This is a genomic window from Oceanobacillus aidingensis, from assembly GCF_042654105.1.
GTDB lineage: Bacteria > Bacillota > Bacilli > Bacillales > Amphibacillaceae > Oceanobacillus > Oceanobacillus oncorhynchi.
On record NZ_JBHSFT010000011.1, the window covers coordinates 43,097 to 69,514 of the forward strand.

General features: G+C 41.6%; 22 protein-coding genes. 16 read left to right on the plus strand and 6 right to left on the minus strand.

The window, feature by feature from the left end; genetic code table 11:
- The first annotated feature begins 220 nt into the window (after nucleotides 1–220).
- The 6 genes from ACFO3P_RS08165 (at nucleotide 221) to ACFO3P_RS08190 (ending at nucleotide 6,762) form a co-directional block, all read left to right on the plus strand.
- Nucleotides 221–1,378, plus strand: a complete 1,158-nt coding sequence (locus ACFO3P_RS08165) for a thiolase family protein (RefSeq protein WP_042529969.1) — start codon at nucleotides 221–223, stop codon at nucleotides 1,376–1,378.
- A 14-nt stretch (nucleotides 1,379–1,392) separates the two neighbouring features.
- Nucleotides 1,393–3,015: a long-chain fatty acid--CoA ligase gene (locus tag ACFO3P_RS08170; protein WP_289585275.1), complete on the plus strand. Its 1,623-nt coding sequence runs from the start codon at nucleotides 1,393–1,395 to the stop codon at nucleotides 3,013–3,015.
- Nucleotides 3,016–3,085: 70 nt separating this feature from the next.
- Nucleotides 3,086–4,042, plus strand: a complete 957-nt coding sequence (locus tag ACFO3P_RS08175; protein ID WP_042529973.1) for an NAD(P)H-dependent flavin oxidoreductase — start codon at nucleotides 3,086–3,088, stop codon at nucleotides 4,040–4,042.
- 21 nt (nucleotides 4,043–4,063) lie between these two features.
- Nucleotides 4,064–4,840, plus strand: coding sequence for an enoyl-CoA hydratase/isomerase family protein (locus ACFO3P_RS08180; RefSeq protein ID WP_042529975.1), 777 nt, complete (start codon nucleotides 4,064–4,066; stop codon nucleotides 4,838–4,840).
- 30 nt (nucleotides 4,841–4,870) lie between these two features.
- On the plus strand, nucleotides 4,871–5,815 hold the full coding sequence (locus tag ACFO3P_RS08185) for an MBL fold metallo-hydrolase (protein ID WP_042529977.1): 945 nt from the start codon (nucleotides 4,871–4,873) through the stop codon (nucleotides 5,813–5,815).
- 116 nt (nucleotides 5,816–5,931) lie between these two features.
- The gene (locus ACFO3P_RS08190) at nucleotides 5,932–6,762 is read left to right on the plus strand and encodes an aldo/keto reductase (protein ID WP_042529979.1); all 831 of its coding nucleotides are present in this window, start codon (nucleotides 5,932–5,934) and stop codon (nucleotides 6,760–6,762) included.
- 74 nt (nucleotides 6,763–6,836) lie between these two features.
- On the opposite strand, the gene ACFO3P_RS08195 is transcribed toward ACFO3P_RS08190, so the two are convergent.
- Together ACFO3P_RS08195 and ACFO3P_RS08200 are read right to left on the minus strand one after the other, a co-directional pair.
- On the minus strand, nucleotides 6,837–8,888 hold the full coding sequence (locus tag ACFO3P_RS08195; RefSeq protein ID WP_042529981.1) for a catalase: 2,052 nt from the start codon (nucleotides 8,886–8,888) through the stop codon (nucleotides 6,837–6,839).
- A gap of 419 nt (nucleotides 8,889–9,307) precedes the next feature.
- Entirely contained in the window at nucleotides 9,308–10,108 is an 801-nt protein-coding gene (locus ACFO3P_RS08200; RefSeq protein ID WP_042529983.1) for a Cof-type HAD-IIB family hydrolase, read from the minus strand.
- Between the two features lie 556 nt (nucleotides 10,109–10,664).
- On the opposite strand from ACFO3P_RS08200, the gene ACFO3P_RS08205 reads away from it, so the two are divergent.
- The 5 genes from ACFO3P_RS08205 (at nucleotide 10,665) to ACFO3P_RS08225 (ending at nucleotide 16,829) form a co-directional block, all read left to right on the plus strand.
- Entirely contained in the window at nucleotides 10,665–11,105 is a 441-nt protein-coding gene (locus tag ACFO3P_RS08205; protein WP_042529985.1) for a hypothetical protein, read from the plus strand.
- A 153-nt stretch (nucleotides 11,106–11,258) separates the two neighbouring features.
- Complete coding sequence (locus ACFO3P_RS08210) at nucleotides 11,259–13,154, plus strand: PrkA family serine protein kinase (RefSeq protein WP_042529987.1); 1,896 nt, start codon at nucleotides 11,259–11,261, stop codon at nucleotides 13,152–13,154.
- Nucleotides 13,155–13,393: 239 nt separating this feature from the next.
- A complete protein-coding gene (yhbH, locus tag ACFO3P_RS08215) occupies nucleotides 13,394–14,560 on the plus strand; it encodes a sporulation protein YhbH (RefSeq protein WP_139089015.1) in 1,167 nt (388 codons plus the stop codon).
- 116 nt (nucleotides 14,561–14,676) lie between these two features.
- Entirely contained in the window at nucleotides 14,677–16,089 is a 1,413-nt protein-coding gene (locus ACFO3P_RS08220) for a SpoVR family protein (RefSeq protein ID WP_374705729.1), read from the plus strand.
- A gap of 182 nt (nucleotides 16,090–16,271) precedes the next feature.
- Nucleotides 16,272–16,829 carry a GNAT family N-acetyltransferase gene (locus ACFO3P_RS08225; protein ID WP_212928355.1) on the plus strand — a complete coding sequence of 186 codons (558 nt, stop codon included), beginning with the start codon at nucleotides 16,272–16,274 and terminating at the stop codon, nucleotides 16,827–16,829.
- A gap of 82 nt (nucleotides 16,830–16,911) precedes the next feature.
- On the opposite strand, the gene ACFO3P_RS08230 is transcribed toward ACFO3P_RS08225, so the two are convergent.
- A complete protein-coding gene (locus tag ACFO3P_RS08230; protein WP_042529995.1) occupies nucleotides 16,912–17,925 on the minus strand; it encodes a YcjF family protein in 1,014 nt (337 codons plus the stop codon).
- 210 nt (nucleotides 17,926–18,135) lie between these two features.
- Here ACFO3P_RS08230 and mbcS point away from each other — a divergent pair, with 210 nt between their 5' ends.
- Both mbcS and ACFO3P_RS08240 read left to right on the plus strand, forming a co-directional pair.
- Entirely contained in the window at nucleotides 18,136–19,716 is a 1,581-nt protein-coding gene (gene mbcS, locus ACFO3P_RS08235) for an acyl-CoA synthetase MbcS (protein WP_289585274.1), read from the plus strand.
- Between the two features lie 10 nt (nucleotides 19,717–19,726).
- Entirely contained in the window at nucleotides 19,727–20,668 is a 942-nt protein-coding gene (locus ACFO3P_RS08240) for a dipeptidase (protein WP_289585273.1), read from the plus strand.
- A gap of 65 nt (nucleotides 20,669–20,733) precedes the next feature.
- Here the strand turns inward: ACFO3P_RS08240 and ACFO3P_RS08245 are convergent, their stop codons facing one another.
- Both ACFO3P_RS08245 and ACFO3P_RS08250 read right to left on the minus strand, forming a co-directional pair.
- Nucleotides 20,734–21,600 (minus strand): YitT family protein, encoded by an 867-nt coding sequence (locus tag ACFO3P_RS08245; RefSeq protein WP_193065277.1) that lies wholly within the window; start codon nucleotides 21,598–21,600, stop codon nucleotides 20,734–20,736.
- 81 nt (nucleotides 21,601–21,681) lie between these two features.
- Nucleotides 21,682–22,143, minus strand: a complete 462-nt coding sequence (locus ACFO3P_RS08250; RefSeq protein ID WP_212928352.1) for an SRPBCC family protein — start codon at nucleotides 22,141–22,143, stop codon at nucleotides 21,682–21,684.
- A gap of 170 nt (nucleotides 22,144–22,313) precedes the next feature.
- On the opposite strand from ACFO3P_RS08250, the gene ACFO3P_RS08255 reads away from it, so the two are divergent.
- Complete coding sequence (locus tag ACFO3P_RS08255; RefSeq protein WP_042530005.1) at nucleotides 22,314–22,514, plus strand: alpha/beta-type small acid-soluble spore protein; 201 nt, start codon at nucleotides 22,314–22,316, stop codon at nucleotides 22,512–22,514.
- Nucleotides 22,515–23,156: 642 nt separating this feature from the next.
- The gene (locus ACFO3P_RS08260; protein ID WP_212928351.1) at nucleotides 23,157–24,074 is read left to right on the plus strand and encodes an aldo/keto reductase; all 918 of its coding nucleotides are present in this window, start codon (nucleotides 23,157–23,159) and stop codon (nucleotides 24,072–24,074) included.
- Nucleotides 24,075–24,324: 250 nt separating this feature from the next.
- Here ACFO3P_RS08260 and ACFO3P_RS08265 read toward each other — a convergent pair whose 3' ends face one another.
- On the minus strand, nucleotides 24,325–25,419 hold the full coding sequence (locus ACFO3P_RS08265; RefSeq protein WP_042530013.1) for a branched-chain amino acid aminotransferase: 1,095 nt from the start codon (nucleotides 25,417–25,419) through the stop codon (nucleotides 24,325–24,327).
- Between the two features lie 139 nt (nucleotides 25,420–25,558).
- Between ACFO3P_RS08265 and ACFO3P_RS08270 the strand changes: the two genes are divergently transcribed.
- Nucleotides 25,559–26,341 (plus strand): HAD family hydrolase, encoded by a 783-nt coding sequence (locus ACFO3P_RS08270; protein WP_212928350.1) that lies wholly within the window; start codon nucleotides 25,559–25,561, stop codon nucleotides 26,339–26,341.
- The last annotated feature ends 77 nt before the right edge of the window (nucleotides 26,342–26,418 follow it).

Below are 26,418 nucleotides of genomic sequence, written 5' to 3' on the forward strand. Positions count from 1 at the left end.
TTGGGGGAAATGGGCTTAGGAGGCCATACCCTGCTTGTTTCCCTCTTGACATTCATTTTTGAACAACATAAAATGAATGTTGAAAGCGTTTACTTTATTTGGTTGTTTTACATTTTTATTTAATAACTGATAAGGGATATTGATAGGGTTCACCGGAAATCGATTTGCTGTAAATGATAATAGATTCATATCCTTTCCAAATGAAAAAGGAGGAGTATCGATGCGGGATGCGGTGATTGTAGAGGCAGTACGTACACCTATTGGTAAACGAAATGGTTTTTTGAGTGAGATAAGGGCAGAAGAATTAGCTGCAGCGCCTTTAAAGGAATTAGTTAGACGAACCAATCTGGATGCAGCAGCCATTGACGATGTTATTATGGGATGCGTCACGCAGACAGGAGAACAGGCAGTGGATGTGGCCAGGCAGGCAGCGCTTATTGCCGGCTATCCGGTCAGTGTTCCTGGAACAACGATTGACCGTCAATGCGGATCGGGTCAGCAGGCCATACATTTTGCTGCACAGGCCATCTTGAGCGGGGATATGGATATTGTGGTAGCAGCCGGGGTGGAAAGTATGTCACGTGTGCCAATGGGAACCAACCAGCAGGGTGTAAAGTGGAATCGTGCTTTACTAGATAACTATGATATGGTGCATCAAGGAGTCGCAGCCGCTCATATTGCTGAAAAATGGGGGATTTCTCGCCAAAAAATGAATGATTATTCATTCAAGAGTCATCAGCGTGCGATACAAGCGCAGGGAAAAGGCTTTTTTCGACAACAAATGATGCCTATTTCCGTCAAGCGCGCGGATGGAACCACTGCTCAATTTTGTCAAGATGAAGGGCCGAGAAGAGATACCTCGATGGAGAAACTGAATGCATTGCCTGATTTATTTACAGAGGAGAGCGGAATCACAGCGGGAAATGCCAGTCAGATGAGTGACGGTGCAGCAGCACTTTTAATCATGTCTGCTGATAAAGCCAAAGAGCTTGGCTTTACTCCGCGTTTTCGTATTCTTACCCGCAGTGTGATTGGTTCTGATCCGACAGAGATGTTGACAGGTCCAATCGAAGCTACTAAAAAGGTTCTTAAAAAAGCTGGTTTATCGATGGAAGATATCGATGTTTTTGAAGTGAATGAAGCCTTTGCATCCATTCCTTTAATGTGGATGAAGGAATTAGGGGCAGATGAAGAAAAAGTCAATATTGACGGGGGAGCTATTGCCTTAGGGCATCCTTTAGGCGCAAGCGGAGCCAGATTGATGGTAACGATGATGCATACCATGGAGCGGCTCGAAGCGCGTTTTGGTCTGCAGACGATGTGTGAAGGGCTGGGAATGGCTAATGCGACAATTTTGGAACGATGGACAGGGGAATAGGGAGGAATTTTAAAATGATGCAAACCCAATTAAATTTAACGACTATGGTGAAGCATGCGGAGAAATACTTTGCTGATAAAACAGTTATTTCGCGTACGCTGAGCGGAGTTCATACCATTCCGTACAGTAAAATAACCGAACGGATTCACCGGCTGGCAGGTGCTTTAAAAAGCTTAGGCGTGGGAAAAGGGGACAGAGTCGGCACAATAGCCTGGAACCATCACCGTCATCTGGAGGCTTACTTTGCGATTCCGACGATGGGAGCCGTACTGCATACAATCAATATCCGTGTTTCACCAGACGATTTAGCCTATATTATCAATCATGCAGAGGATAAAGTCTTATTGGTGGATGAGGATTTATTTCCATTGATCGAGCGCGTGAAAGACCAAATTACGGATGTAGAAAAAATTATTGTGATGACGGATAAGGAGGAGCTGCCTGAAACAAGCCTAACAAATATAGCATCCTATGAATCATTGCTTGAAGAAGCAGACCCGGACACAGAGCTTGATGATGCTATTGATGAAAATACAATTGCCGGTTTATGTTATACCTCTGGAACAACGGGCAGGCCAAAGGGTGTTGCTTATTCTCACCGCGGGATTTATTTACATAGCCTGGCTCTGGGATTAAAGGACACCGTAGGCTTATCAGAGGAAGATATTGCGATGCCTATTGTTCCAATGTTTCATGTAAATGCGTGGGGGATGCCATTTGCTGCATTATGGTTTGGAACAACCCAGGTGCTGCCGGGACCGATGCCGACACCGCAGATTTTAGCAGAACTGGTTGAGGATTATAAAGTGACGATGGCAGCCGGTGTACCGACGATTTGGATGGGCTTTCTGCAGGCGCTGGAGCAGGGAAATTACGATACAAGCAGTCTGCGCTGTATTCTTTGCGGCGGCTCAGCTGCTCCAAAAGGGATGATCCGCACATTTGAATCAACCTATCATATTCCTTTTGTTCATGCATATGGAATGACAGAAACCTCTCCGATTGTGACACTGGCCCGTTTAAAAAGCTATCAGCAGGAGCTGGATGAAGAGGAGCGTCTGGAATTACGCTCCCGTCAAGGCATGGTCGTGCCGGGAATTGAAATTAGAGGAATCAATGAACATGGCGATATCCCGCATGATGGAAACACAATAGGCGAATTGCTTGTCAGAGGGCCGTGGATTGCCGATGCATATTATAAAAATGACCGCAGTGAGGAATCCTTCCGGGACGGCTGGCTTCACACAGGCGATGTGGTCAATATCGATGAAGAGGGCTCCGTGAAAATCGTGGACCGTACCAAGGATATGATCAAAAGCGGCGGGGAGTGGATTTCCTCGGTCGATATCGAAAATGCATTAATGGCGCATGAAGCGGTATTTGAAGCCTCGGTGATTGCTGTTCCGGATCCAAAGTGGCAGGAGCGTCCGGTAGCATGCGTGGTATTAAAAGAGAAGAAAACATTAACGGAAGAAGAAGTGAAAGAATTTTTAACACCACAATTTGCAAAGTACTGGATTCCTGACCGCGTTCTATTTATGGAAGAAATCCCAAAAACATCGGTAGGGAAATTCTTGAAACGGGCATTGCGGGATCAAGTGGAAGAAATGCTTTCCTTATCTGATTCATCTTCATAATATCAAATTTTTTCAACAGGAAGCGCGGAGCGGCGCTTCCGTGTTTTCTAATGGAAAAGGAGCTGGTTAAATGCAATTGACTGATATAAAGAAAAAAATGGAGCTGCCGGTTATCATGGCTCCGATGTTTTTAATTTCTAACCCAAACATGGTTGTCGGGGCATGTGAAGCAGGAATCATTGGAACATTTCCGGCTCTGAATGCCCGCACGAAGGATGTTTTAGACAGCTGGATGGCTGAAATCAATGAGAGATTACAGGAAAAAGAAGCAGCAAATCCAGAGGCAGCGATGGCACCCTGGGGCGTCAACTTCATCAGTCACTCCTCCAACAAACGATTTTACGAGGATTTGGAGCTGATCGAGAAGCATCAGCCGCCAATCGTTATTACATCGTTAGGAGATCCATCTCCGGTTGTAAAGATTGTTCATAGCTATGGAGGTCTTGTTTTATCCGATGTGGTGGATGTGAAATTTGCTGAAAAGGCATTGGAAAAGGGCAGTGACGGGCTGATCTTAGTAGCAAGCGGGGCTGGCGGACATGCTGGAACGCTAAATCCTTTTGCATTTATCGAGGAAGTACGCAGCTTTTTTAATGGCCCCGTTGCTTTAGCGGGCACCATTACAAAAGGAGAGCAAATATTGGCCGCAGAGCTTCTAGGAGCTGATTTTGCCTATATTGGCACCCATTTTATTGCGACAGCGGAAAGCGGAGCAAGTGCGGATTACCAGGAATCGATTATTCAATCTGCGGCTGCGGATATTATCTATACGCCTGCGTTTAGCGGGATACCTGCTAATTACTTGATCCCCAGTATTGTCAAAGCTGGATTGGATCCAAAGAATTTACCGGAAAAGGCCGGGCTTGATTTTAAAAAGCTGTCGGACTCCTCAGTTAAAGCGTGGAAGGATATTTGGGGCGCTGGCCAGGGAGTTGGCGGAACAACGAAAATACAGACGCTGCAGGGAGCTGTAGATGAATTAAAAACAGCATATACACAAGCAAAAAAACAACACCAGCTGACTTGATTTAAAAAGGGAGAGAAGGCAATGACAGATGCAGTGAAATACGAAAAGAAAGATGCGATTGCTTTGATAAAGATGAACCGGCCGGAGAAACGCAATGCCCTGTCGATTGTAATGGCGAGAGGCTTGGTGGAAGCGCTGACGGACGCAGAAAAAGATTCGGATATCAAAGCTGTCATCATCAGCGGAGAGGGAAAAATATTTTCAGCCGGCGGCGATTTGGAAGTGCTTCATACATTGGATAACAGCGCGAAAATAATGGAATATATGAAGCAGGCATTAGAGATTATTCAGACGATACGGGATCTTGATAAATATGTTATCAGCGCAGTCCATGGCTTTGCCGCAGGAGCAGGCTTCAGTATTGCCGTTGCAGCAGATTTTGTCGTAGCTAAAAAGGATGCAGCCTTTCTATGCAGTTTTACCGATGTAGGCATTATACCGGATTTAGGCTTAGTAAAAAAACTGACAGATAACCTGCCAAGTGCCGTAGCGAAGGAATGGATTTCTTCAGGAAGACCTGTTTCAGCAGAAGAAGCATATCGGCGCGGCATTGTTAATCGCGTAACAGAGGACGAGGTTGTGGAAGCAGCCATTGATTATGCCGGCTTTATTGTTAACGGGCCGCCGCTTGCTAATAAATTTGTAAAGCATATGGTCAACTATGCAGATGAATGGAGCAGCGGTACAAATGATCTGCAGGAAACGGCTATCCAGACCTTATTGCTGCAGACAGAGGATAATAAAGAAGGGATTCAATCATTTTTTGACAAAAGAAAACCGAGTTTTAAAGGAAAATAAAAGCGGATTGTTTAGAAAGAAGTGACGCCGATGTTAGATAAATTAGGGATAAAGCGGATTACTTTAGCATTGCCGTTCCGCTTAAATCATGTCCATTGTTTTATTGCTGAGGAAGCGGACGGCTATAAGATTTTAGATGCAGGTCTGCATAATACAACTACGGAGAAAATATGGGAAAAGGAAATAGAAGGGAAACAAATTACGGACATTATTGTTTCTCATTACCATCCAGACCATTTTGGTTATGCAGGGAAACTGCAGGAACGAACCAATGCGCGCATTTGGATGTCTGAAATTGATTTACAGGCGGCGCTGCAGGCCTGGGAGCAGCCCTTTTTAGAAAAGTTATGGGAGAATTATTATCGGGCGGGCATTCCCGAGGAGAAAAGCAGGGCTTTGACGCAGAATACTGCTGCATTTGCACCATTAGTAACCCCTTATCCAAAGGTGGAAAACATTTTAAAGGAAGGGGAAACGATTCAATTTGGGAAATATGTCTATGAGATTATACATACACCAGGTCATTCAGACGGTTTAGTCACCTTTTATAATCAGGAAAAGAATGTGCTGCTGTCAACGGATCATGTTCTTCCGAGGATTACTCCGAATATTTCCTATTGGTTTCACGGGGACCCAAACCCATTAGAAAATTATTTGAATTCCTTGGAGAAAATTAAGAAACTGGACGTCGAATGGGTTATTCCATCCCATGGCGACCCGTTCCAAAATGCATCCAAGCGAATTCAGGAAATAGAGACCCATCATAAAGAAAGATTGAACAGCCTAAAGGAAATGCTGAAAACCGGCTTAACGGTTTATGAAACAATGGAAAAGCTGTTTCCGAAAAAGCTGGCTGTTCACGATACGCGGTTTGCAGTAGGTGAAACGGTCGCCCATTTAGAATATTTGCGTCTGGCTGGGGAGTGTACGCGCGAGTTGACAGATGGTGTGTATATGTATCATGTAACGAACTAGCAGACAATGCCGCCCATTTTAGAGTGGCGGCATTATCTGCTAGTTCCTTTTTCTTTCTTTTACGTGATTGATTGTTATAAGATGATAGAAAAGATAAGAAAGGATGGATGTCTGATATGAGTAATCACCTTCAGGGTACAGTCACATTAAATAATGGCGTAGATATGCCTGCGTTTGGACTGGGAGTCTATAAAGTAGAAGAAGGACAGACAGCAGTGGCCGCAGTGAAAACTGCGCTGGAGCATGGTTATCGCAGTATTGATACCGCTTCTTTTTACCAGAATGAAGCCAGTGTCGGGCAGGGTATCAAGGAGTCTGGTATACTGAGAAAGGATATTTTTCTGACATCAAAAGTCTGGAATGATGAGCAGGGCTATGCGTCTACATTAGAAGCATTTGAAAGAAGTCTTGAAAAATTAGATACCGATTATTTGGATTTATATCTGATTCATTGGCCTGTAAAAGAAACGTTTATAGATACGTGGAAGGCAATGGAAAAGCTTTATCATGATGGACGCGTTCGTGCCATTGGTGTGAGTAATTTTCATATCCAGCATTTAGAGCGGCTTTTAGCAGAAGCAGAAGTTGTTCCGGCAGTTGATCAAGTGGAATTTCATCCGCATCTAACGCAGGAAGGCTTGCGCGCTTTTTGTGAAAGACATGGCATCCAGCTGGAAGCCTGGTCTCCGCTGAAACGGGGAGAGCTGCTAAATCATCCAGCGCTTGTTACGATTGGAGAGAAATACGGGAAGAATGCGGCGCAAATCATCTTAAGATGGGATGTCCAGCATCAAGTTGTTACCATTCCAAAATCAATTACCCCGGAACGCATCATTTCCAATGCGGATATTTTTGATTTTGAATTAACGGATGAGGAAATGAAACAGATCGATGCGTTGAATGAAAATAGCCGTTCTGGTTCCAATCCAGACGAATATGATAAATAACTCTCGGGCTTCCGTCAGAGAGAACTGTAAAAAATGCGCTGCGCTGAAAAACATTCTGCGCGGCGCATTTTTTCTTATCGATCCCAAAAACGCTGTTTCGCCATTGCATTGACAAAGGCTTTATAGAAGCCGTCGGTCGGGGCTCTGCTTGTCAAGACGCCGGGGCGATTTTGAAGATGAATTTCTTCTATCCACTTTGCTCCTTCGTCAATACCGCCAATAGGCTTATAATGGTTAAACTGATCCACAATAAATTGATTTGTCATAAAATGAAAATCCCTGGTAGCATATGGGCCGCCAATAACAAATAAACCATCATACAGAAGCGGCGATCCGGTTAAAAATGTTTCATCAACGGAAAGGCTATCCCCGTTTGTTCCTTCCAATGTTCCGAGCCTTCTGCTTACAAAAACAGGCTCTAATCCTGCTTTTTCCCACGACGCCATCGCGTTTTTTAAAGCATTACTGTCATATTGTTCATCAATAATCACCCCGACCTTTAAGGTATCCGTACGAAACACTGTATTTTGCATACTTAAAGCCGGCGAGGAAGCGGTCACATCGGATTCTGGAATAGCTTCCGGCGGAGCTGGCACGCCAACCTCCTCGGCAACCGAAACAGCCAGCGGTCTGCTGATATGGGCAATCAGACGAACCGCGCGCTCCCGTACTTCCGGATTCTTCACTTTTCCAAGCTCGAAACTGAATGCCTGCAGGATATGGCTTTTTTCCACATCACTCATGCTGTTCCAAAAAAGTCGTCCTTGAGAAAAATGATCCTCAAAACTGGGTGCTGTCTGACGTACCTTTTTTCCTTCGACCAGAGAAGGGTAGGTGACAAATCCGCCTTTATCGCCCGGCACAGGATAAGGTGTATTATTCGCCAGATAATTTTGATGGTAGGCAACCTGTCCTTTATCAATCACATAACGTGCTGCACCATCACGATGGTTATTATGTGCTGTGTGAATAGGGCGATTGATTGGAATTTGTTTGAAATTAGTGCCCACACGGTAAAATTGTGTATCTGCATAGGAGAACAGTCTGCCTTGCAGCAGCGGATCATTTGTAAAGTCAATTCCGCGAACAATATTTCCCGGATGAAGCGCAACCTGTTCTGTCTCTGCAAATACATTCTCGACATTTTTGTTTAAAGTCATTTTCCCGATTTTCTTCAGGGGAATAAGCTCCTCCGGCCACAGCTTGGTAGAATCTAGAATATCGAAGTCAAAATCAAACTCCTGATCCTCTCGAATCACTTGAATGCCAAGCTCGTATTCGGGGAAATTACCTTTCTCGATATTCTCCCATAAGTCCCGCCGGTGAAAATCCGGATCAGCACCGCCGATTTTCTGTGCTTCATCCCAAATCAGAGAATGAACGCCTAGAACTGGCTGCCAATGGAATTTACAAAAATGCGATACACCTTCTTTATTTACGAGTCGGAATGTATGCACACCAAAGCCCTGCATGGTTCGAAAACTGCGGGGGATGGTGCGGTCAGACATAATCCACATCATCATGGCGGCAGATTCTTCATTACTTCCGATAAAATCCCAAAATGTATCATGTGCTGTCTGGCCTTGAGGGATTTCATTATTTGGTTCTGGTTTTAGCGCATGAATCAAATCGGGAAATTTAATGCCATCCTGAATAAAAAAGATTGGGATATTATTGCCGACTAAATCAAAGTTTCCTTCCTCCGTATAAAATTTGGTGGCAAAGCCGCGCACATCCCGGAGTGTTTCATTAGCACCTCTGGAACCGGCAACCTGTGAAAAACGGACAAACACAGGTGTTTTTCTGCCCGCATCTTGTAAGAAATGTGCCTCTGTTAAATCAGATTGTGATGCATAGCATTCAAACACGCCATGCGCTCCATATCCGCGTGCGTGAACATTTCGTTCTGGGATTCGTTCTCTATCAAAGTGGGAGAGTTTTTCCCGATATATAAAATCCTCTAATAGCTGCGGTCCGCGGTCTCCGGCGCTTAGCGTATTTTCATCATCCGAAATTTTAACCGCTTCATCCGTCGTCATTGGTTTCCCTTCATTATCTCTATAAAATTTCTCCAGCTGTCTGATTTTTTTATTTTCTTCCGGCTCCCGATTCTTGTGGTCTGTCATGTCTTATCCTCCTTTTAAATGAATTTTTTTCACAGTAATAAAAGGATATTCGCTGGAAGTGGTAAATATGACCAGAGGAGAAGAATGGAGGTTTTCTGAGTTCATATTATCTTTTAAAAAATTTGTTTGATTGTTTAGCGTTATATAATATTATTAGAATAAGACAGACATGAGAGAGGGGAAGGCATATGGGCTGGATGAATCTCGTTATGTTTATTATATTGGCAGTGTTGGGGTTGTGGGGACTGATTTCCCGAGCTAAATGGCTGGAGGGCGAATCAAAAAAAATAAAAAATCTTAATATTTAAAGATTTATCTGTGTTAACATTGTCTTGCCTGATAACAGATAAAAAAGAGCCGTCCCGGGGGGATAGGCTCTTTACTCCGTTGTAAAGGGAATGATGATGTTTGGCTGAATCTTAGTCTTTCGGAAGCAGTCCATGGTGCTGTAATGCGTATGAAATGCCATCATCACTTACATCCTTCGTAACAAATGCAGCTGCTTCCTTTACTTCCGGCAGGGCATTTCCCATGGCGACACTGTTAGGAACGAGCTGCAGCATTTCTATATCATTTAAACCGTCTCCGAAGGCGTATTGTCTTTCTGACGGAAAATCGAGATACTCAAGCAGTTTTTTAATACCTAATGCTTTTGATCCGCCTTTTGGAAGGACATCTAGCGATTTTGGATGCCACCGGACAAAATCTAAGTTTGTGAATGTATCCTGATAAATCTTTTCTTCGCCTTCTGTGTTGAAAAGGAGGCTCTGATAAATGTCACTCTGCCGGGCCGTATTATGCTCTTCCTGTTCTGGATAAGCATCTACCTTTAATGTTGCAATGCTTTCTTCTATATATGGATGGTCATTCGGCACATTAGTTGTCATTTTTTTATCATTCATATAGACAACAGGATGGTTATTTTTTAAAGCAAATGCGGTTAATTCCTCTAACGTCTCTGGATTGATTGTGTTCGCATAGACAACTTCCCCGCGGCACACCACATATTGCCCGTTATAGCTTATGTAAGTGTCAATACCTAATTCGTCTCGTAAATCATCAAATAAGAATTTGGCCCGGCCTGTTGCGATGGCAACCTCATGACCAAGTTCCTTCAGCTTGAAAATGGCTTTCTTCGTTGATTCAGGCAGGGTTCTTTCCTCTTCTGTCAATAATGTCCCATCAATATCAAAAAACAGAATACTTTTATCTGGTACCATTTTATCCCTCATTTCACCTTCATTATACGCTTTCTATTATGATGGAACTGCTGTATAGATTCAACTGTTGACTATTATAATAATTAAAATTATCGCTTAAGATTATTCTTCACAAATATATGTGAATCGCTTACAATCAAGGTGAGTGAGTTGAAATCAATATTTTACTTTCTAGCAGTCGCTGCGGAAAAACACTCCGCTTTCCGTGGGCTTGAGCTCAGCCTCCTCGGTAAAAAGAAGAGCCCTTTTTCCCTGCGGGGTCTTCCCACTGCGCTTTCCCACGACGGACAGGACGTCCTAGTGTCGGTCGTTGGTCACAGGACGTGACCGTTCTTAGCCGACCAGGAGTCTCCGTGTTTTTCCTTCGCTAGATAGTGTTATCACCACCCATACTAATTTTTAATTCATTATATTAACCTGATAACATGGAGACCTGCGATTACTCGGTCTATTAAAACCGTTGCTGCGATTAGAAGTCCCATCAAAAAAAGTAACTTGTTATAATGTTTCAATTATAAAAAATTTTGTTAGAGACAAAAATAAGGAGTTAATTCATATGAAACGCCTGGTATTACTAATGATGATATGTATTCCTTTGTTCCTGGCAGGCTGTTTAAGTCCGAATAGTGCCCGGGTAGTCAATGATATGTATCAAGCTGCGATTATGGAGGAAGAAGAAAATGTAGCTTCCTACTTTTCAGAGGAGTATTTAGAAGAGCATCCAATTGATGAATTAACGAATGAATTAGCAGAAGATGCCCGGACCATGTACGGGGTCAATATGATGAATATTACGCTTATCCGCGAGAAAGAGCTGCAGGACGATTACATCGAATCGACCGGATTAGCTGATAATCCGGATTTATCAGTGGTTACCGCACAGACAGATGAACGGGAGGTAGTAGTCTGGACAGTGGAGCGGGGGAGTACCCGGTATACGATAATTCAAGGGGAAAGGTATGACTTTGATACATATAATGAAAATGTTCTTGAGTAAAAACACGGCACCCCGCCGTGTTTTGTTATTGGACTTTTAAACATCCGTTTAAAAATGAACTCTGAATGTTTTTCTAAAATATTTCCATAGAGCATGTTTTACACTTCCACTGCATAGGATATAGAAATCGTTGTAAGATGGAGGGAGCCTGCGATGGATATTTTAAATAAAGTAAAAAACGATAGAGAAGCAGAAAAACAGCTGGTATGGGAAGGCACGTTTGCGGAATACTTAGAGCTGGTGAAAGAAAACCCGACAATCGCACAGACTGCACATTCCCGGGTGTATAATATGATCAAGAGTGCAGGGGTCACGGAGAGAGATAACCATAAAATGTATGAGTTTTTTGGATCAGCTATTTTTGGTCTGGAATCAGCAATTGAAAGCTTAGTAGAAGAGTATTTTCATCCGGCAGCAAGAAGGCTGGACGTCAGAAAACGAATTTTGCTGTTAATGGGACCGGTCAGCGGTGGAAAATCGACTATTGTCAGTTTGCTGAAGCGTGGCTTGGAGCAGTATTCACGTACCGATGAAGGGGCTGTATATGCCATTAAAAACTGTCCAATGCATGAAGATCCTCTTCACTTAATCCCACAGCATTTGCGGGAAGATTTCCATGAAGAATATGGTATACGAGTGGAAGGCAGCCTATCTCCATTGAATACCATGCGTTTAGAAAAGGAATACGGCGGCAGGATTGAAGATGTTAAGGTACAGCGAATCTTTTTCTCAGAGGATAAAAGGGTAGGAATCGGGACATTCAGCCCGTCTGATCCGAAATCACAGGATATTGCCGATTTAACCGGCAGCATTGATTTTTCCACGATTGCTGAGTTTGGATCTGAATCTGATCCGCGTGCTTACCGGTTCGATGGAGAGTTAAATAAAGCCAACCGCGGAATGATGGAGTTTCAGGAGATTTTAAAAAGTGATGAAAAATTCTTGTGGCACTTGCTTTCACTGACGCAGGAAGGAAATTTTAAAGCCGGGAGATTTGCTTTGATATCCGCAGATGAGCTGATTATAGCGCATACGAACGAATCAGAATATAAATCATTTATTTCCAATAAAAAGAATGAGGCACTTCATTCCAGAATGATTGTGATGCCGATTCCATATAATTTAAAGGTCAGTGAAGAAGAACGAATCTATAAGAAAATGATTCAGGAAAGTGATATTGCGGATGTTCATGTAGCTCCCCATGCTTTACGGGCTGCGGCGATATTCTCCATTTTGACCCGATTAAAGGAATCGAAAAAGCAGGGTGTCGATGTCGTAAAGAAGATGCGGCTCTATGACGGGGAAAGTGTGGAAGGATATAATCAGATTGATATAGAGGAACTTTCAAATGAGTATACGGATGAGGGAATGGCTGGGATCGATCCGCGCTATGTCATCAACCGTATTTCCTCCACGATTATCCGTAAAGAAATCCCTTCTATCAACGCACTGGATGTATTACGTTCGCTGAAGGAGGGATTAAACCAGCATCCGTCTATTTCCAAGGATGATCTGGATAAATATTTAAACTATATTTCGATTGCCCGGAAAGAATATGATGAGATTGCGAAAAAAGAAGTACAGAAAGCATTCGTTTATTCGTATGAAGAATCAGCGAAGACCTTAATGGATAACTATCTGGATAATGTTGAGGCATATTGTAACCAGAATAAATTACGTGATCCGCTCACTGGAGAAGAAATGAATCCAGATGAAAAGCTGATGCGTTCGATTGAGGAGCAGATTGGCATCTCGGAAAATGCAAAAAAAGGCTTCCGGGAAGAAATCTTAATCCGTTTATCTGCTTATGCGCGTAAAGGAAAGCGATTTGATTATCAATCGCATGAGCGTTTGCGTGAAGCGATTCAAAAGAAATTATTTGCTGATTTGAAAGACGTTGTGAAAATTACAACCTCATCGAAAACACCGAATGAATCGCAGCTGAAAAAGATTAATGAAGTGATTGCCCGTCTGATTGATGAGCATGGGTATAATTCGGTGTCTGCGAATGAACTGCTGCGTTATGTAGGAAGTTTACTGAATCGATAAAGCAGTGTTTATATTTATTTCATCTTAGAAAAATGAAAAGTGGTATCCAGATGAACATGGATACCACTTTTTAACTTACCTGATAAAAGGAAATAAGCTTTTCTAAAAACCTCAAATTCTTTTAATCCGTCTGCAATAACTTATCCCCTCTTGCATACAATAGATAAAGCATGTTTCTAAAACTGTTTGTACCATAAACTGATGATTGGAAACAATTCAAATATAAGGAGAGGATTCGAGTGTCCAATGAGCAAGAGCATAATTTCGTCGTCTCCCAAGAAAACTGGTCTCTCCATCGAAAGGGTTATCAGGATCAGCAGCGCCATAATGAGAAAATAAAAGATGCCATCAAGAAAAACCTGCCTGACCTGGTCAGTGAAGAAAATATCATTATGTCCAATGGCAAGGATGTAGTGAAAATCCCGATTCGTTCGCTGGATGAATATAAAATCAGATATAACTATGAAAAATCAAAGCATGTAGGGCAAGGAAATGGAGATTCAGAGGTTGGAGATGTCGTCGCACGCGCGCCTGGAGACGGGCAGCAGGCGGGAGCCGGCAATGGCAAGAAAGCCGGGGATAAGCCGGGACAGGATTATTATGAATCGGAAGTATCCATTGCAGAGATAGAAGACGCATTATTCCGAGAATTAGAGCTTCCTAATCTGCAGGAAAAAGAAAAATCAGAGATTATTACGGAAAAAGTCGAATTTAATGATGTGCGTAAAAAAGGGTTAATGGGAAATGTAGATAAGAAACGAACGATATTAACCGCATTAAAGCGGAATGCGCGGGATGGAAAGGCACAAATCACGCCAATTTATAACGATGATCTGCGTTTTAAGACCTGGAATGAAGTCATCCGGCACGATTCCAAAGCGGTTGTCCTGGCGATGATGGATACAAGTGCTTCGATGGGCGCATTTGAGAAGTATATAGCCCGCAGCTTCTTTTTCTGGATGAACCGTTTTTTGAAAACAAAATATGAAAGTGTTGAATTTGAATTTATTGCTCACCATACAGAGGCGAAAGTGGTGACAGAAGAGGCTTTTTTCTCTAAAGGAGAGAGCGGCGGAACGATTTGTTCATCTGCGTATTATAAAGCGCTGGAGGTCATTGAAGAAAAATATCCCCCGTCCCGCTATAATATTTATCCTTTTCATTTTTCAGACGGAGAGAATATTAGCTCAGATAACAAGACATGCATTGAGTTAGTCCATCAGCTGATGGAGAAATCGAATATGTTTGGTTACGGAGAAGTCAATGGCTATAACCGCTATTCTACGTTGATGAATGCTTATAAAACGATTGACCATCCGAAGTTTAAGCACTATGTATTAAAAGAAAAAGCGGATGTCTATCATGCGATGAAAAGCTTTTTTCAAAAGACAGCAGCACGCATATAGAAAATAAAACGAACAGCTCAAAGAAATATACTAATCTTTGAGCTGTTTTATAGGAATGGCAAGATTTTATTCAGAGGACATAGACTAATAGTAGCTGAATAAAGGGAGGAATCTACTTGAGCGAAACAAAGGAGTTAACAAAAGCTATCGAAGAAATTACGGAGGTAGCCAAAGGGTTTGGTCTGGATTTTTATCCGATGCGCTATGAGGTTTGCCCGGCGGATATTATTTATACATTTGGCGCTTATGGGATGCCGACACGTTTTACCCATTGGAGCTTTGGTAAGCAATTCCATAAGATGAAGCTGCAATATGATTTAGGCCTGAGCCAAATTTATGAGCTGGTAATCAATTCGGATCCTTGTTATGCCTTTTTGTTAAATACGAACAGCCTGATTCAAAATAAGCTGATTATTGCCCATGTTCTGGCGCATTGTGATTTCTTTAAGAATAATATCCGCTTTGCAAATACGCGCAAGGATATGGTGGAAAGTATGACAGCAACAGCAGAGCGTATCGCCCATTATGAAATGGTGCATGGAAAAGAAGAGGTGGAGAGCTTTTTAGATGCAATTTTATCGATTCAGGAGCATATTGATCCTTCAATTGTCCGGTTTAAACTGCCACCCAAAGCAGCGGATGATATGATAGAGGAGGACACTCACAAAAAACGCGGTGAGTACGATGATCTGTGGAGTTTAGATCAGCGTGGCAAAAGCTCGCAGACGAAAAAGGTAAAAAGACAAAAGAAAATTCCCCCCTTTCCAGAAAAGGACTTATTATTATTTATTGAAGAATACAGCAGAGAACTGGAAGACTGGCAGCGTGACGTATTAACGATGATGCGCGAGGAAATGCTTTATTTCTGGCCGCAGTTAGAAACGAAGGTAATGAATGAAGGCTGGGCATCCTATTGGCATCAGCGCATAATGCGGGAATTAGATTTAACCTCCTCGGAAACGTTAGAATATGCAAAATTGAATGCCGGCGTGGTGCAGCCGTCCCGGACATCCATTAATCCATATTATTTAGGAATAAAAATCTTTGAGGATATTGAGGAGCGTTATAATAATCCAACGGAAGAAATGATAAGAAATGGATGTGAACCGAATAAAGGAAGAGATAAAATTTTTGAAGTAAGGGAAATGGAGTCTGATATTTCCTTTATCCGCAACTATTTAACGAAGGAATTGGTCGCAAAAGAGGATATGTATCTTTTTGAGAAAAAAGGAAGAGATTATCGGATTACAGAAAAGGATTATGTAGAAGTACGCGATCAGCTTGTTTCTCAGCGTGTAAACGGCGGTTTTCCATATATTACTGTAGAAAATGGCGACTATCTTCGTAATGGAGAGCTCTATCTGCGGCATGGTTTTGAAGGTATTGAGCTGGATATTAAATATTTGGAGCATGTTTTACCATATGTCTATCAATTATGGGGAAGAGCCGTGCATTTAGAAACAATTATTGAAGGAAAAGAAACACTGTATACGTATGATGGGAAGGAAATGCATAAGCAGCGGATTTGAATAGGGTGAAGGCTGGTTAGATAGTTGGCCAGCCTTTTATTTTCGCACCTACACAGGAAAGAGTCTCTTTCGTTATCCATTTTAGTTTTGTCTCCTATTTCGTAATATAGAAAGTACTTGGAAACACGATTGTTTTTGGATATAATTGTACTAATTTTTTACGTGAAGAGGGAGGAGAGGAAGTGAATAATAATCCGTTTAATCCATTTCCAGTATTGAAAACGGACCGGCTCATTTTAAGGAATGTAGAGAAAACAGATTTGCAGGATATTTTTGATTATGCTTCTGACCTAAATCTAACAACATATCTGACCTGGAGAGCGCATCAGACGCTTGCGGATACGGAAGGCTTTATAGAGTTCATATTAGCTAGTAACGAACGTCATATGGGAGCAACGTGGGTCATTGTCTGGAAGGAAAACAATCGTGTTATCGGCACCATTGACTTATCTTGGAATCAAAAGCATTATTCTGCCGAGCTCGCCTATGCGCTTTCTAGAAAATATTGGCGAAAGGGAATTGGAACAGAAGCTGTTCAGGAAATCGTTCGTTTTGGTTTTGAAGAAGTGAAACTGGAGCGGATTCATGCAAGATGCCATCCGAAAAATGAAGCTTCCTATAAATTAATGGAAAAAACAGGGATGATCTATGAAGGAACATTGAGAAAGTCGATGCGGAGAAAAGGGAAACAAGAGGACATTAAAATATATTCTATTTTAAAGAGCGAGTTTGAGGGGTAAGTATATCGCCATAATAGAGGAAAAGAACGATTGCTTCGCAGATTAGAAGCAATCGTTCTTTTCCTTTTCTTTATTCTATTTTTTAGTCCTTTTCTTCCTTCTCCTCCTGTTTCCCTCTTTTATAAAAATAACTGTAAAGAGACTTCAACGTCTCTGCATTCAATTCAATATTATTTTCATAAGCATATTTCACCGAATACCCCATCGCAAGTGTCATCCCGCCTGCAACACTTCCGCCGATGACAGAGCCTGCACCAGGAACAAATTTGGAGACCTGACGAAAGATAGTTTTGCCGATATTACCAGTAATCGTGGCAATTGTCAGCTCCTTTGCTTTCTTTTTGGATAATGGTTTTTCATATAAGGTTGCCAGTCTAATCATTAACCCGACTTGGATTCCTGTCAATGGAATAAAATCTGATCCAGGAAGCGGTGTTGCTCCGACAGCAGTTGCTGAGGCCGAAGCGCCTAAAATCCATTTGTTCGCCGTCTGCGACTTTTCTTTAATAAGTCTTGCGAATTGAATTTCCTTTTCTTTTTTTTTCAGGATTTCTAATATCTCATTCCGTAATTTATCAATATTCTCTCCGGTCCGGGAGGAAATCGGGATAACCGGATAACGTTTTGACGTATGCTCCTTCACATATTGAACGAGAGCCGGGATATCATCTGCTGCATCAATTTTATTTAAAATAAAAACAATCTGCTTATTTTCTTTTCTGATGGTTTCAAATGACTTTCTTTCCCCTTCTGAAAAAACTGTTCCAGCTGCGTTTAGGAAAAATAAAATGACATCTGCTTCGCGGTAAAAGCGAAAGGTTTCTTCCGAATTAGTGTGGTTGATATCATCAAGCCCGGGCGTATCTGCGAAAATAATTTTGTCCCGGTATACATATTTATCAATACCAATCGTTTCTCCAGGACGTGCACCGACTTTGGCGACATCATCACCAATAAGCTGGTTAATGGTAGATGATTTTCCCGTATTGATGTCCCCAATCATGGCGAAAATAATATCTTTATCGAGCTGTTTATTTATTTTTTTCGTTTCCTCATTATAAGCTTTATCGAAATCTTTCTCATTAAATGCTGACATCAGCAACACTCCCTCCTGTTACTATTCCCTTTTAATTATTATCATACACCATTATTTACAGAGGGATATAATTTTAGCTGTCTAAAAGAGAGAAGGAAGAATTTTATACCTTTAATCCTATCAGAAAATTTAAATCCTTTTGAACTTGTTCTTATTTCTTGATATAATGACTAACGTATAGTACGAGGTACTAATTTGAGGAGGAATAAGATGAAAAAATCAGATTTGATTGCACCTGCATTATATAATATTACTTCTGAATTTGAAAAATATGCTGCAGATGAAGGAAGAAAAGCGGTTATTTTAGAAGAAGAAAATGGAGATATAAAAGAAATCACGTATACGAATCTGATAAAGAATGCAAATAAGGCAGGGAATATCCTGTTAAATCACGGTTTAAAACGCGGAGATAAAATAATGATTATGCTGCCGCGCTGTATTGAAGCGTATGAACTATATATTGCAGCCTTAAAAACAGGAATGATTATTATACCAAGCTCTGAGATGCTGCGGACCAAGGATTTGCAATTTCGTATCTCACATGGCGAAATTGATGCAGTTGTTGCGACAGAAGCATGTGTGGAAGAGTTTAAAAGAGTTGTAGAGTATGAGCAGCTTGCTAAATTCAGTGTGGGAAAAGAGATAGAAGACTGGGTATCAATTGATAAAGAAAAAGCAGCAGCTTCTGATCAGTTAGAAACGGTAGAAACATCAAGAGACGATATTGCCATTTTATCTTATACATCCGGAACAACAGGAAATCCAAAGGCAGTTATTCATTCTCATGGCTGGGGATTTGCACATATGTCCTCTGCTCCTCGTTATTGGCTCAGTATTCAAGATGGCGATACAGTTTGGGCAACTGCTGCACCCGGATGGCAGAAATGGGTATGGAGTCCATTTTTATCCATTATGGGGATGGGAGCAACAGCGTTTGTCTATTCAGGAAGATTCGATGCAGCAAAATATTTGGAGCTGCTGGAAAAGCATCAGGTTAATGTGCTTTGCTGTACGCCGACAGAGTACCGTTTAATGGCGAAGCTTTCTAATTTAGATGATTACAATTTGAATGCACTGCATAGCACAGTTTCTGCCGGAGAACCTTTAAACCGTGAAGTGATTGATAAGTTCAGACATCATTTTGATGTGACAGTCAGAGATGGTTACGGGCAGACAGAAAGTACCTTGCTGCTCGGATTCTTAAAAGGGATGGAAGTACGCTCGGGTTCAATGGGGAAACCAACTCCGGGAAATGATGTCGTTATTATTGATGAAGACGGGAAGCTGGTGAAAACTGGTGAGGTTGGAGATATTGCCATTCCGCTTGATACAGCTGCTTTGTTTAAAGGGTATTATAAAGACGAGGAAAAAACGAAAAGAACACAGCGCGGAGATTATTATGTTACCGGAGACCAGGCAAGCATGGATGAGGACGGTTATTTCTGGTTTGAAGGAAGAAGCGATGATATTATTATCAGCTCCGGCTATACGATTGGACCTTTTGAAGTGGAGGATACGCTCGTAAAACATCCGGATGTGAAAGAATGTGCTGTCGTTGCCAGCCCAGACCCGGTAAGAGGCAATGTTGTAAAGGCATTTGTTATTTTACAAGATAATATTATTGGAAATAGCGAAGTAGTTGCAGCCCTGCAGAGCTATGTAAAGCATGAAATCGCACCATATAAGTATCCGCGAAAAATTGAATTTGTTTCTGAATTGCCGAAAACATCCTCTGGTAAAATTCGGCGTGTGGAGTTAAGACAGAAAGAATATAATAATTCTTTTAAGTGAGGGAGACAGCATGAAGGTAATTGATACGCATTGTGACGCACTGCTTAAATTACAGACAGCACGCTTGGAGCAAAGAAAGCTTGATTTTCGAGATGCGCCGGAGATAGAAACGAATCTGAAGCTGTTAGAAGCGGGAAATGTTGCGGTCCAGTTCTTTGCGATTTTTGTTGATCCGGAAAATGTGGCGACAACAGATCAGTGGAAGTATGCGCAAGAGCAGGCAGCCATTTTTCATGAAGAAATTGTGGGAAAGAATGAGAAGGTACGGTTTATTCAAAACTGGAAGGATATTCATTCGCTTGCTTCCGATGAGATTGGTGCCGTATTGACGTTAGAAGGAGCCGAAGCAATTGGCAATGATCTTGAAAAACTAAAGACGCTTTACCAAATGGGAGTTAAATCTGTTGGATTGACATGGAATCCGGCAAATCTATGTGCTGATGGCGCTGAAGAACCCCGGGGAGCCGGACTTACCAGATTAGGCAAGGAAGTAGTCCAGTTAAATAATGCGAATAATGTTTTGACAGATGTATCTCATCTTTCTGTTCGAGCATTTTGGGATGTGGTGGAGCTGGCTGATTATCCAATTGCTTCGCATTCAAACGCTCGGGCAATTTGTGAGCATCCAAGAAACCTATACGATGACCAGTTGAAAGCATTGATTGAAAAAAAAGCGCCTATTCATTTTGCGCTCTATCCGGTCTTCTTGAAAAAAGGGGCAGAAACAGCAACGGTTGCTGACCTTTTGGAGCATATTGATCATGTCTGTGCTCTTGGCGGAGAAAAGAATATTGGTTTTGGATCAGACTTTGACGGCATCAGCTGTTATATTGATCATATTCCGGACGCCTCGGGCTATACGTATTTGCTGAATGAACTGCAAAAACATTATTCAGAGGAGCAGGTCAGAGGTTTTGCTTATCAAAATATAATGAATATGCTGCCGGCATAGAAAAAACCATATAAATAGCAAAAGAGCCAGAATATCCGGATATTCTGGCTCTTTCCATTCCTGTTTTAAAATTTTTGTCCATCGTATTTATCGAGTGAGAAGCCTCTCCCGAGAATTTCGGATGCACTGATAAAAATAGTGAAAGCGTCAGGTGTTTCTTCCTGTAATAATTTCTTCAGCTTAACTGCTTCCGCCTGCTGTGCCACCACCAGTATCATGGTTTTATCCAATTTCGTATAACCGCCGACAGAACGGATTTTCGTAAGACCCCGGTCAATACCGTTCTGAATAAGCTGCTGTACTTTTTCTTCCTCATCCGTGATAATCATTACCAGCTTCGTTGCGGATGTTCGTAATTGGACAATATCTATTGCTTTACCGCTGATATAAATTGCCATTAATGCAAACAGTGTCAGTTCGAAGCTGAATACAAAAATCGAAGTAATCACAACGAGTCCATCTACGATAAATTGCGAGTAGCCGCTGGAAATACCAGTGAATTTCTTCACAATTTGGGCAATAGCTGCTGTACCCCCGGTAGAACCATTTCCTTTATATACAATCCCTAATCCCGCACCAAGAATAAGTCCGCCGTAAAGTGCGCTCAGAAATGGATTGGTCACTGTAATCGGAATATCTCCTGATAAAAAAATGACAAATGGAACCCAAAACGTTCCAATCAATGTTTTTAGGCTGAAATCCTTCCCTAAAGTAATCCATCCAATAATAAAAATAGGGATATTAATGATAAATTGGCTGAGTGCTGGATTAATCGTATATAATTCAAATAATATCGTGCTGATTCCGGACAGACCTCCAGCAGCTAATCGTGCTGGCAGGAAGAAAATATTATAGGATAGTCCGACAATGGTTGCTCCAATAATAATATAGGCATATTGCTTCCATGCATGCGATTGTTTTGCGTTAACCATGTGCTATGTTCCTTTCCCGACAATGATAATTAGACCTATATAAATGTATCACTGTTGAGAATAAGAGTAAACAGCATAGCTTTAAAGTGGTAAAGCAACAGAATCCGCTTCTGTCAGAGGCTTTGCAATTCGCTGGACAAACTTTTCCAACAAGCCGGGAAGGAGGGAGCCAATCAATGGTGCGCTTATTTTACCTGTTAAACCTTTTAATTCAAGCTCTAATAGACAGGTCAGTGTGGAGGAACGGGAAGAAAGCTGGGAAAGCTCAAAACAGCCGCTTCCTAAACAACGGTCTTCTGAATCACGAACCCGAAATTGAACGGTAGACGGAGATGTTATTTCTATGATTTTGACATAGAGCTTTACATCCTTAGTAATGGAGCCTGCTTTTCCGTGAAGCTCCCAAATCGAGTCTGTCGGGGATATGTTCTTATGTGTTTGATAACCGGGCACCTGCTTCGCCCAATTAGACCAATCTTCTAAATAACGCCATACGTCTGATTGAGGCAGGTTAATATCCATACTGTAATCTGCTTTTAACATCAAGTAGTTCCTCCTTAAAAATGCTTTCAGCTTTTTTTAATCACCTTGATATACATATGTACAATTTCCAGCACTTATGCTAAAACTTCTTGTATAGTTTATAACGTTCTGCACAAGATAGGAGCAAGCAAGTATGATACTTGCTTTTGAATAAAAGAGGAGGGTCTCTGGTGGCTGACAAACGAAGAAATGCGTTGTTAGTACCGCAAGCAGAACGTGCAGTGAATCAGATGAAAGAGGAAATCGCTGATGAAATGCATGTGAATTTAGGAGCTGACACGACTGCTCGTGAAAACGGTGCGGTCGGCGGTGAGATGGTTAAACGAATGATTCAAATGGCTGAGGGCAGCATTGCGAATCGGAAAAAATAACCTGACTTTCAGCTTGAAAATTTACCCGCTCTAATGTTCTGAATAGAAAAACCTGTGGTGAGAAACTCCTTCTCACCACAGGTTTTTCTTGTAGAATAGGAAAGTATATAAAAAAATGCTGAATATATTCGCTCCAATGGGTTTCATTGAGGGAGTAATCTTCAACATTGTCAGGTTAATGCGACCGTTGTGGAAAACACTACGCTTTCCATGGGCCCCGAGCTCATCTCCTTTAAAGAAGACTTGCTGATTGGCAAGCCGTCAGGCGCAGACAGAAGCAAAGTCGCACTTATGCCCAGCGGGTGAAAAGAAGACTTGCTGATTGGCAAGCCGTCAGGCGCAGACAGAAGCAAAGTCGCACTTATGCCCAGCGGGTAGAAAAAAGAAGTTCGCTTTTTTTCTGCGCGGTCTTCACACTGGGACTGGGACTGGGACTGCGATTACTCGCCCCATCGAAGAGCTTTTGCGATTACTCGTCCCATCGAAACCCGTCGTAGCGGACCTCTCTTTGGCAAGAACACCGATGTTTTAAAGATTCATTGACGTTCTTGATTTCCCATAAAGAAAAAAGTAAAACAAGCTCGGATTATTATCGGGAATGTCGAAGCTTGTGATAAAATAGAAAGCAGGGAGGGAATTATTATGAAGCGTATACAATTGGGAAACAGCGAATTATCTGTTCCAGTCATTTCTTTAGGATGTATGGTGATGCAGCAAAGTACGAAAGAGCAAGCGAATAAAGTGATTCATAATGCATTGGATCATGGAATCGATTTTTTTGACCATGCAGATATCTACGGAAAAGGAAAGTCTGAATCGGTATTTGCGGATGCGATTAATATGAGCCCCGCTATTCGCGAAAAAATGATAATTCAGTCGAAAGCAGGCATCCGTAACGGATTTTATGATTCTTCCAAGGAATATTTGATTTCATCTGTTGAAGAAAGCTTAAAGCGTTTGAAGACAGATTACTTAGATGTATTTTTGATTCACCGTCCGGACGCGCTGATGGAGCCGGAAGAAGTGGCAGAAGCATTTTCAGAGTTAGAAAAAAGCGGGAAAGTCCGGCATTTTGGGGTAAGTAACTTCCGGCCGCGTCAAATCGAGTTATTAAAAAAATATGTGGAGCAGGATCTCGTGGCTAATCAGTTACAGTTAAGTGTTACAAATTCCGGTATGATTGATCAGGGATTATATGCAAATACGGCCTTTGATCAGGCAAAGGATTTAGATGGCGGAGTGATTGATTATAGCCAGATAAATAATATGACAATTCAGGCCTGGTCCCCGCTCCGTTACGGTTTCTTCGGCGGGTTTATTATGGATCGGGATGCTTATCCGGAATTAAATAAAGAGCTGGACAAACTTGGAGAAAAATATGGTGTTGCCCGTGAGACGATAGCAATAGCATGGATTTTGCGTCATCCTGCGAATATTCAAACAATTATTGGAACGATGACTCCAAAACGTTTGTCGGAAATGGTAAAAGCAGCGGATATTACGTTGAAGAGAGAAGAATGGTATCAATTATGGCAATCTGCAGGTAATAAATTACTGTAAAGAAAGCTCTAAAAACGTATACAGCATCAGATAATTATTGATTATCACGGAGAATCGTCCGTAAAACTCCCGCCTCAAAATAAAGAACGAAAATAAATTTATTTAGACGGGAGATAACGGACGCTAACTCCCTGAATCACTTAGGCTAATTCAGCGGGAGAAAAGCAAAAACGCCCACTGAATGAAGTTTCGTTTTATATTATGAAACTAAAAAAACCAGGCTGGATTTTTCCAGTCTGGTTTTTCAATATTAATGCTTTACAGGACTTTCGGTTTCAATATTTTGCATCCAGTTAAATGGATCTTCCATATGGCCATATTGAATACCTGTAATCGTATCGTAGACTTTTTTCGAGATATCTCCTGTTTTTCCATCGTTGATAATCAGTTGTTTATCTCCCCATTTTAATTCGCCGATCGGAGAGATAACTGCAGCTGTACCAGAACCGAATGCTTCTTCTAATTCTCCTCTTTGGTAAGCTTCATACAATTCTTCGATAGAAATGCGTTTTTCAACCACCGGGATATCCCAGTGCTGTAACAGCTCGATGACGCTGGAACGTGTAATTCCGGAAAGGATGCTGCCGTTCAGTTTAGGTGTGATTACTTCACCGTTGATTTTGAAGAAAACATTCATGCTTCCAACTTCTTCAATATATTTCTTTTCTACACCGTCCAGCCAGAGAACCTGCGTATAACCAGTTTGAGCAACCAGCTCCTGTGCTTTTAAGCTTGCAGCATAGTTTCCTCCTGTTTTCGCTTCGCCGGTACCGCCTTTTACGGTACGTACATATTCATCTTCTACTGCAATTTTTACCGGGTTGATGCCTTCTTTATAATAAGCGCCTACCGGTGATAAAATGACAATAAATTTATAGCGTGTAGATGCAGACACGCCGATGTAAGTTTCTGTTGAAATAATAAACGGGCGAATATATAGCGATGTACCTTCTGTATGAGGGACCCAATCACGATCAATTGAAACCAGTTGTTTAATGGCTTTTAAAGCAAATTCTTCGTCAATCGGAGGGATACATAAACGATCATTTGATCTGTTTAAACGTTCCATGTTTTTCTCTGGACGAAATAATTCAATGCTTCCGTTATCCGTACGATAGGCTTTTAAACCTTCAAAAACAGACTGTGCATAGTGGAATACCATTGCAGAAGGTTCAATTTGTAGTGGTTGATATGGTACAATGCTCGCATTATGCCACCCTAACGGTTCTGAATAATCCATCACAAACATATGGTCCGTGAAAATCTTCCCAAAACTTAATTGATCATCCTGTGGCTTTTCTTTTTTTGTCTCACAACGCTGCACGCGAATAGTTTGTTCTTCCATATCAAAAGTCTCCTTGCCATTGATTAAATTTCTATATATCATAAGACATATCAAAGATTTTAGCAAGACTAAATTTTAAATTAATTTATTAAATTATGATTACGGGTACGATTAAAATGGAAAAGTGAGGAAATGAATAATGAAAAAAATGGTATTATTTGATTTGGACGATACAATCTTATGGGACAAAAAAAGTGTACAGGATGCTTTTGATTTAACATGTCGGCTGGCGGAAAAGGAAGCAGGTACTAATCCGGTTGAATTGGAAAAAAATGTTCGTACGAGGGCAAGAGAATTATATGCTTCTTACCCGACCTATGCCTATACACAAAAAATTGGCATCAATCCATTTGAAGGTCTGTGGGCAACGTTTGAAGACCCGGGGGAGGAGTTCCGCAAGCTGCGGGAAATAGCTCCTGTATACCAGGAGAAAGCCTGGCTGGAGGGGTTAAAAGATACTGGGGCGGATCTGCCGGAACTTGCTAAAAAATTGGCAGAGGCTTTTAGATCATATCGGATAGAGAGCCCGCATTTATTTGAGGATGCTTTGTCTGTTCTTACAGAGCTGGGAAAGGATTATCGCCTTGCTTTGGTTACAAATGGTTCGCCAAGTCTCCAAAACCTTAAATTAGAGATTTCATCTGAATTACCTCCTTATTTCGAGAAAATTTTTATCTCTGGAGATATCGGAACAGGAAAACCAGATCCGGAGATATTTCATCATGTTTTACAGCATCTCGCTATTGATCCGGAAGAGGCAGTCATGGTCGGTGATAATTTGAATACAGATATTATTGGAGCTAATCGGACAGGTATTGATTCTGTCTGGTTGAATCGATTTGATGCAGAAAATAGGACGGACATCGAACCAGCCTATGAAATCAAATCACTTACGGAGTTAAAAAATATCCTGCAATCTTAATTGGGGGGGAATGTCTGGACCCTTAATTTATAAAGGAATTTTATCCATAAAAAAACCGTTTGAACACAGCTGCACGC

Coding starts and splice junctions, on each gene's coding strand:
- ACFO3P_RS08165 (WP_042529969.1), top strand. CDS start 221: ATGCGGGATGCGGTGATTGTAGAGGCAGTACGTACACCTATTGGTAAA.
- ACFO3P_RS08170 (WP_289585275.1), top strand. CDS start 1,393: ATGATGCAAACCCAATTAAATTTAACGACTATGGTGAAGCATGCGGAG.
- ACFO3P_RS08175 (WP_042529973.1), top strand. CDS start 3,086: ATGCAATTGACTGATATAAAGAAAAAAATGGAGCTGCCGGTTATCATG.
- ACFO3P_RS08180 (WP_042529975.1), top strand. CDS start 4,064: ATGACAGATGCAGTGAAATACGAAAAGAAAGATGCGATTGCTTTGATA.
- ACFO3P_RS08185 (WP_042529977.1), top strand. CDS start 4,871: ATGTTAGATAAATTAGGGATAAAGCGGATTACTTTAGCATTGCCGTTC.
- ACFO3P_RS08190 (WP_042529979.1), top strand. CDS start 5,932: ATGAGTAATCACCTTCAGGGTACAGTCACATTAAATAATGGCGTAGAT.
- ACFO3P_RS08195 (WP_042529981.1), bottom strand. CDS start 8,888: ATGACAGACCACAAGAATCGGGAGCCGGAAGAAAATAAAAAAATCAGA.
- ACFO3P_RS08200 (WP_042529983.1), bottom strand. CDS start 10,108: ATGGTACCAGATAAAAGTATTCTGTTTTTTGATATTGATGGGACATTA.
- ACFO3P_RS08205 (WP_042529985.1), top strand. CDS start 10,665: ATGAAACGCCTGGTATTACTAATGATGATATGTATTCCTTTGTTCCTG.
- ACFO3P_RS08210 (WP_042529987.1), top strand. CDS start 11,259: ATGGATATTTTAAATAAAGTAAAAAACGATAGAGAAGCAGAAAAACAG.
- ACFO3P_RS08230 (WP_042529995.1), bottom strand. CDS start 17,925: ATGTCAGCATTTAATGAGAAAGATTTCGATAAAGCTTATAATGAGGAA.
- mbcS (WP_289585274.1), top strand. CDS start 18,136: ATGAAAAAATCAGATTTGATTGCACCTGCATTATATAATATTACTTCT.
- ACFO3P_RS08240 (WP_289585273.1), top strand. CDS start 19,727: ATGAAGGTAATTGATACGCATTGTGACGCACTGCTTAAATTACAGACA.
- ACFO3P_RS08245 (WP_193065277.1), bottom strand. CDS start 21,600: ATGGTTAACGCAAAACAATCGCATGCATGGAAGCAATATGCCTATATT.
- ACFO3P_RS08250 (WP_212928352.1), bottom strand. CDS start 22,143: ATGTTAAAAGCAGATTACAGTATGGATATTAACCTGCCTCAATCAGAC.
- ACFO3P_RS08260 (WP_212928351.1), top strand. CDS start 23,157: ATGAAGCGTATACAATTGGGAAACAGCGAATTATCTGTTCCAGTCATT.
- ACFO3P_RS08265 (WP_042530013.1), bottom strand. CDS start 25,419: ATGGAAGAACAAACTATTCGCGTGCAGCGTTGTGAGACAAAAAAAGAA.
- ACFO3P_RS08270 (WP_212928350.1), top strand. CDS start 25,559: ATGAAAAAAATGGTATTATTTGATTTGGACGATACAATCTTATGGGAC.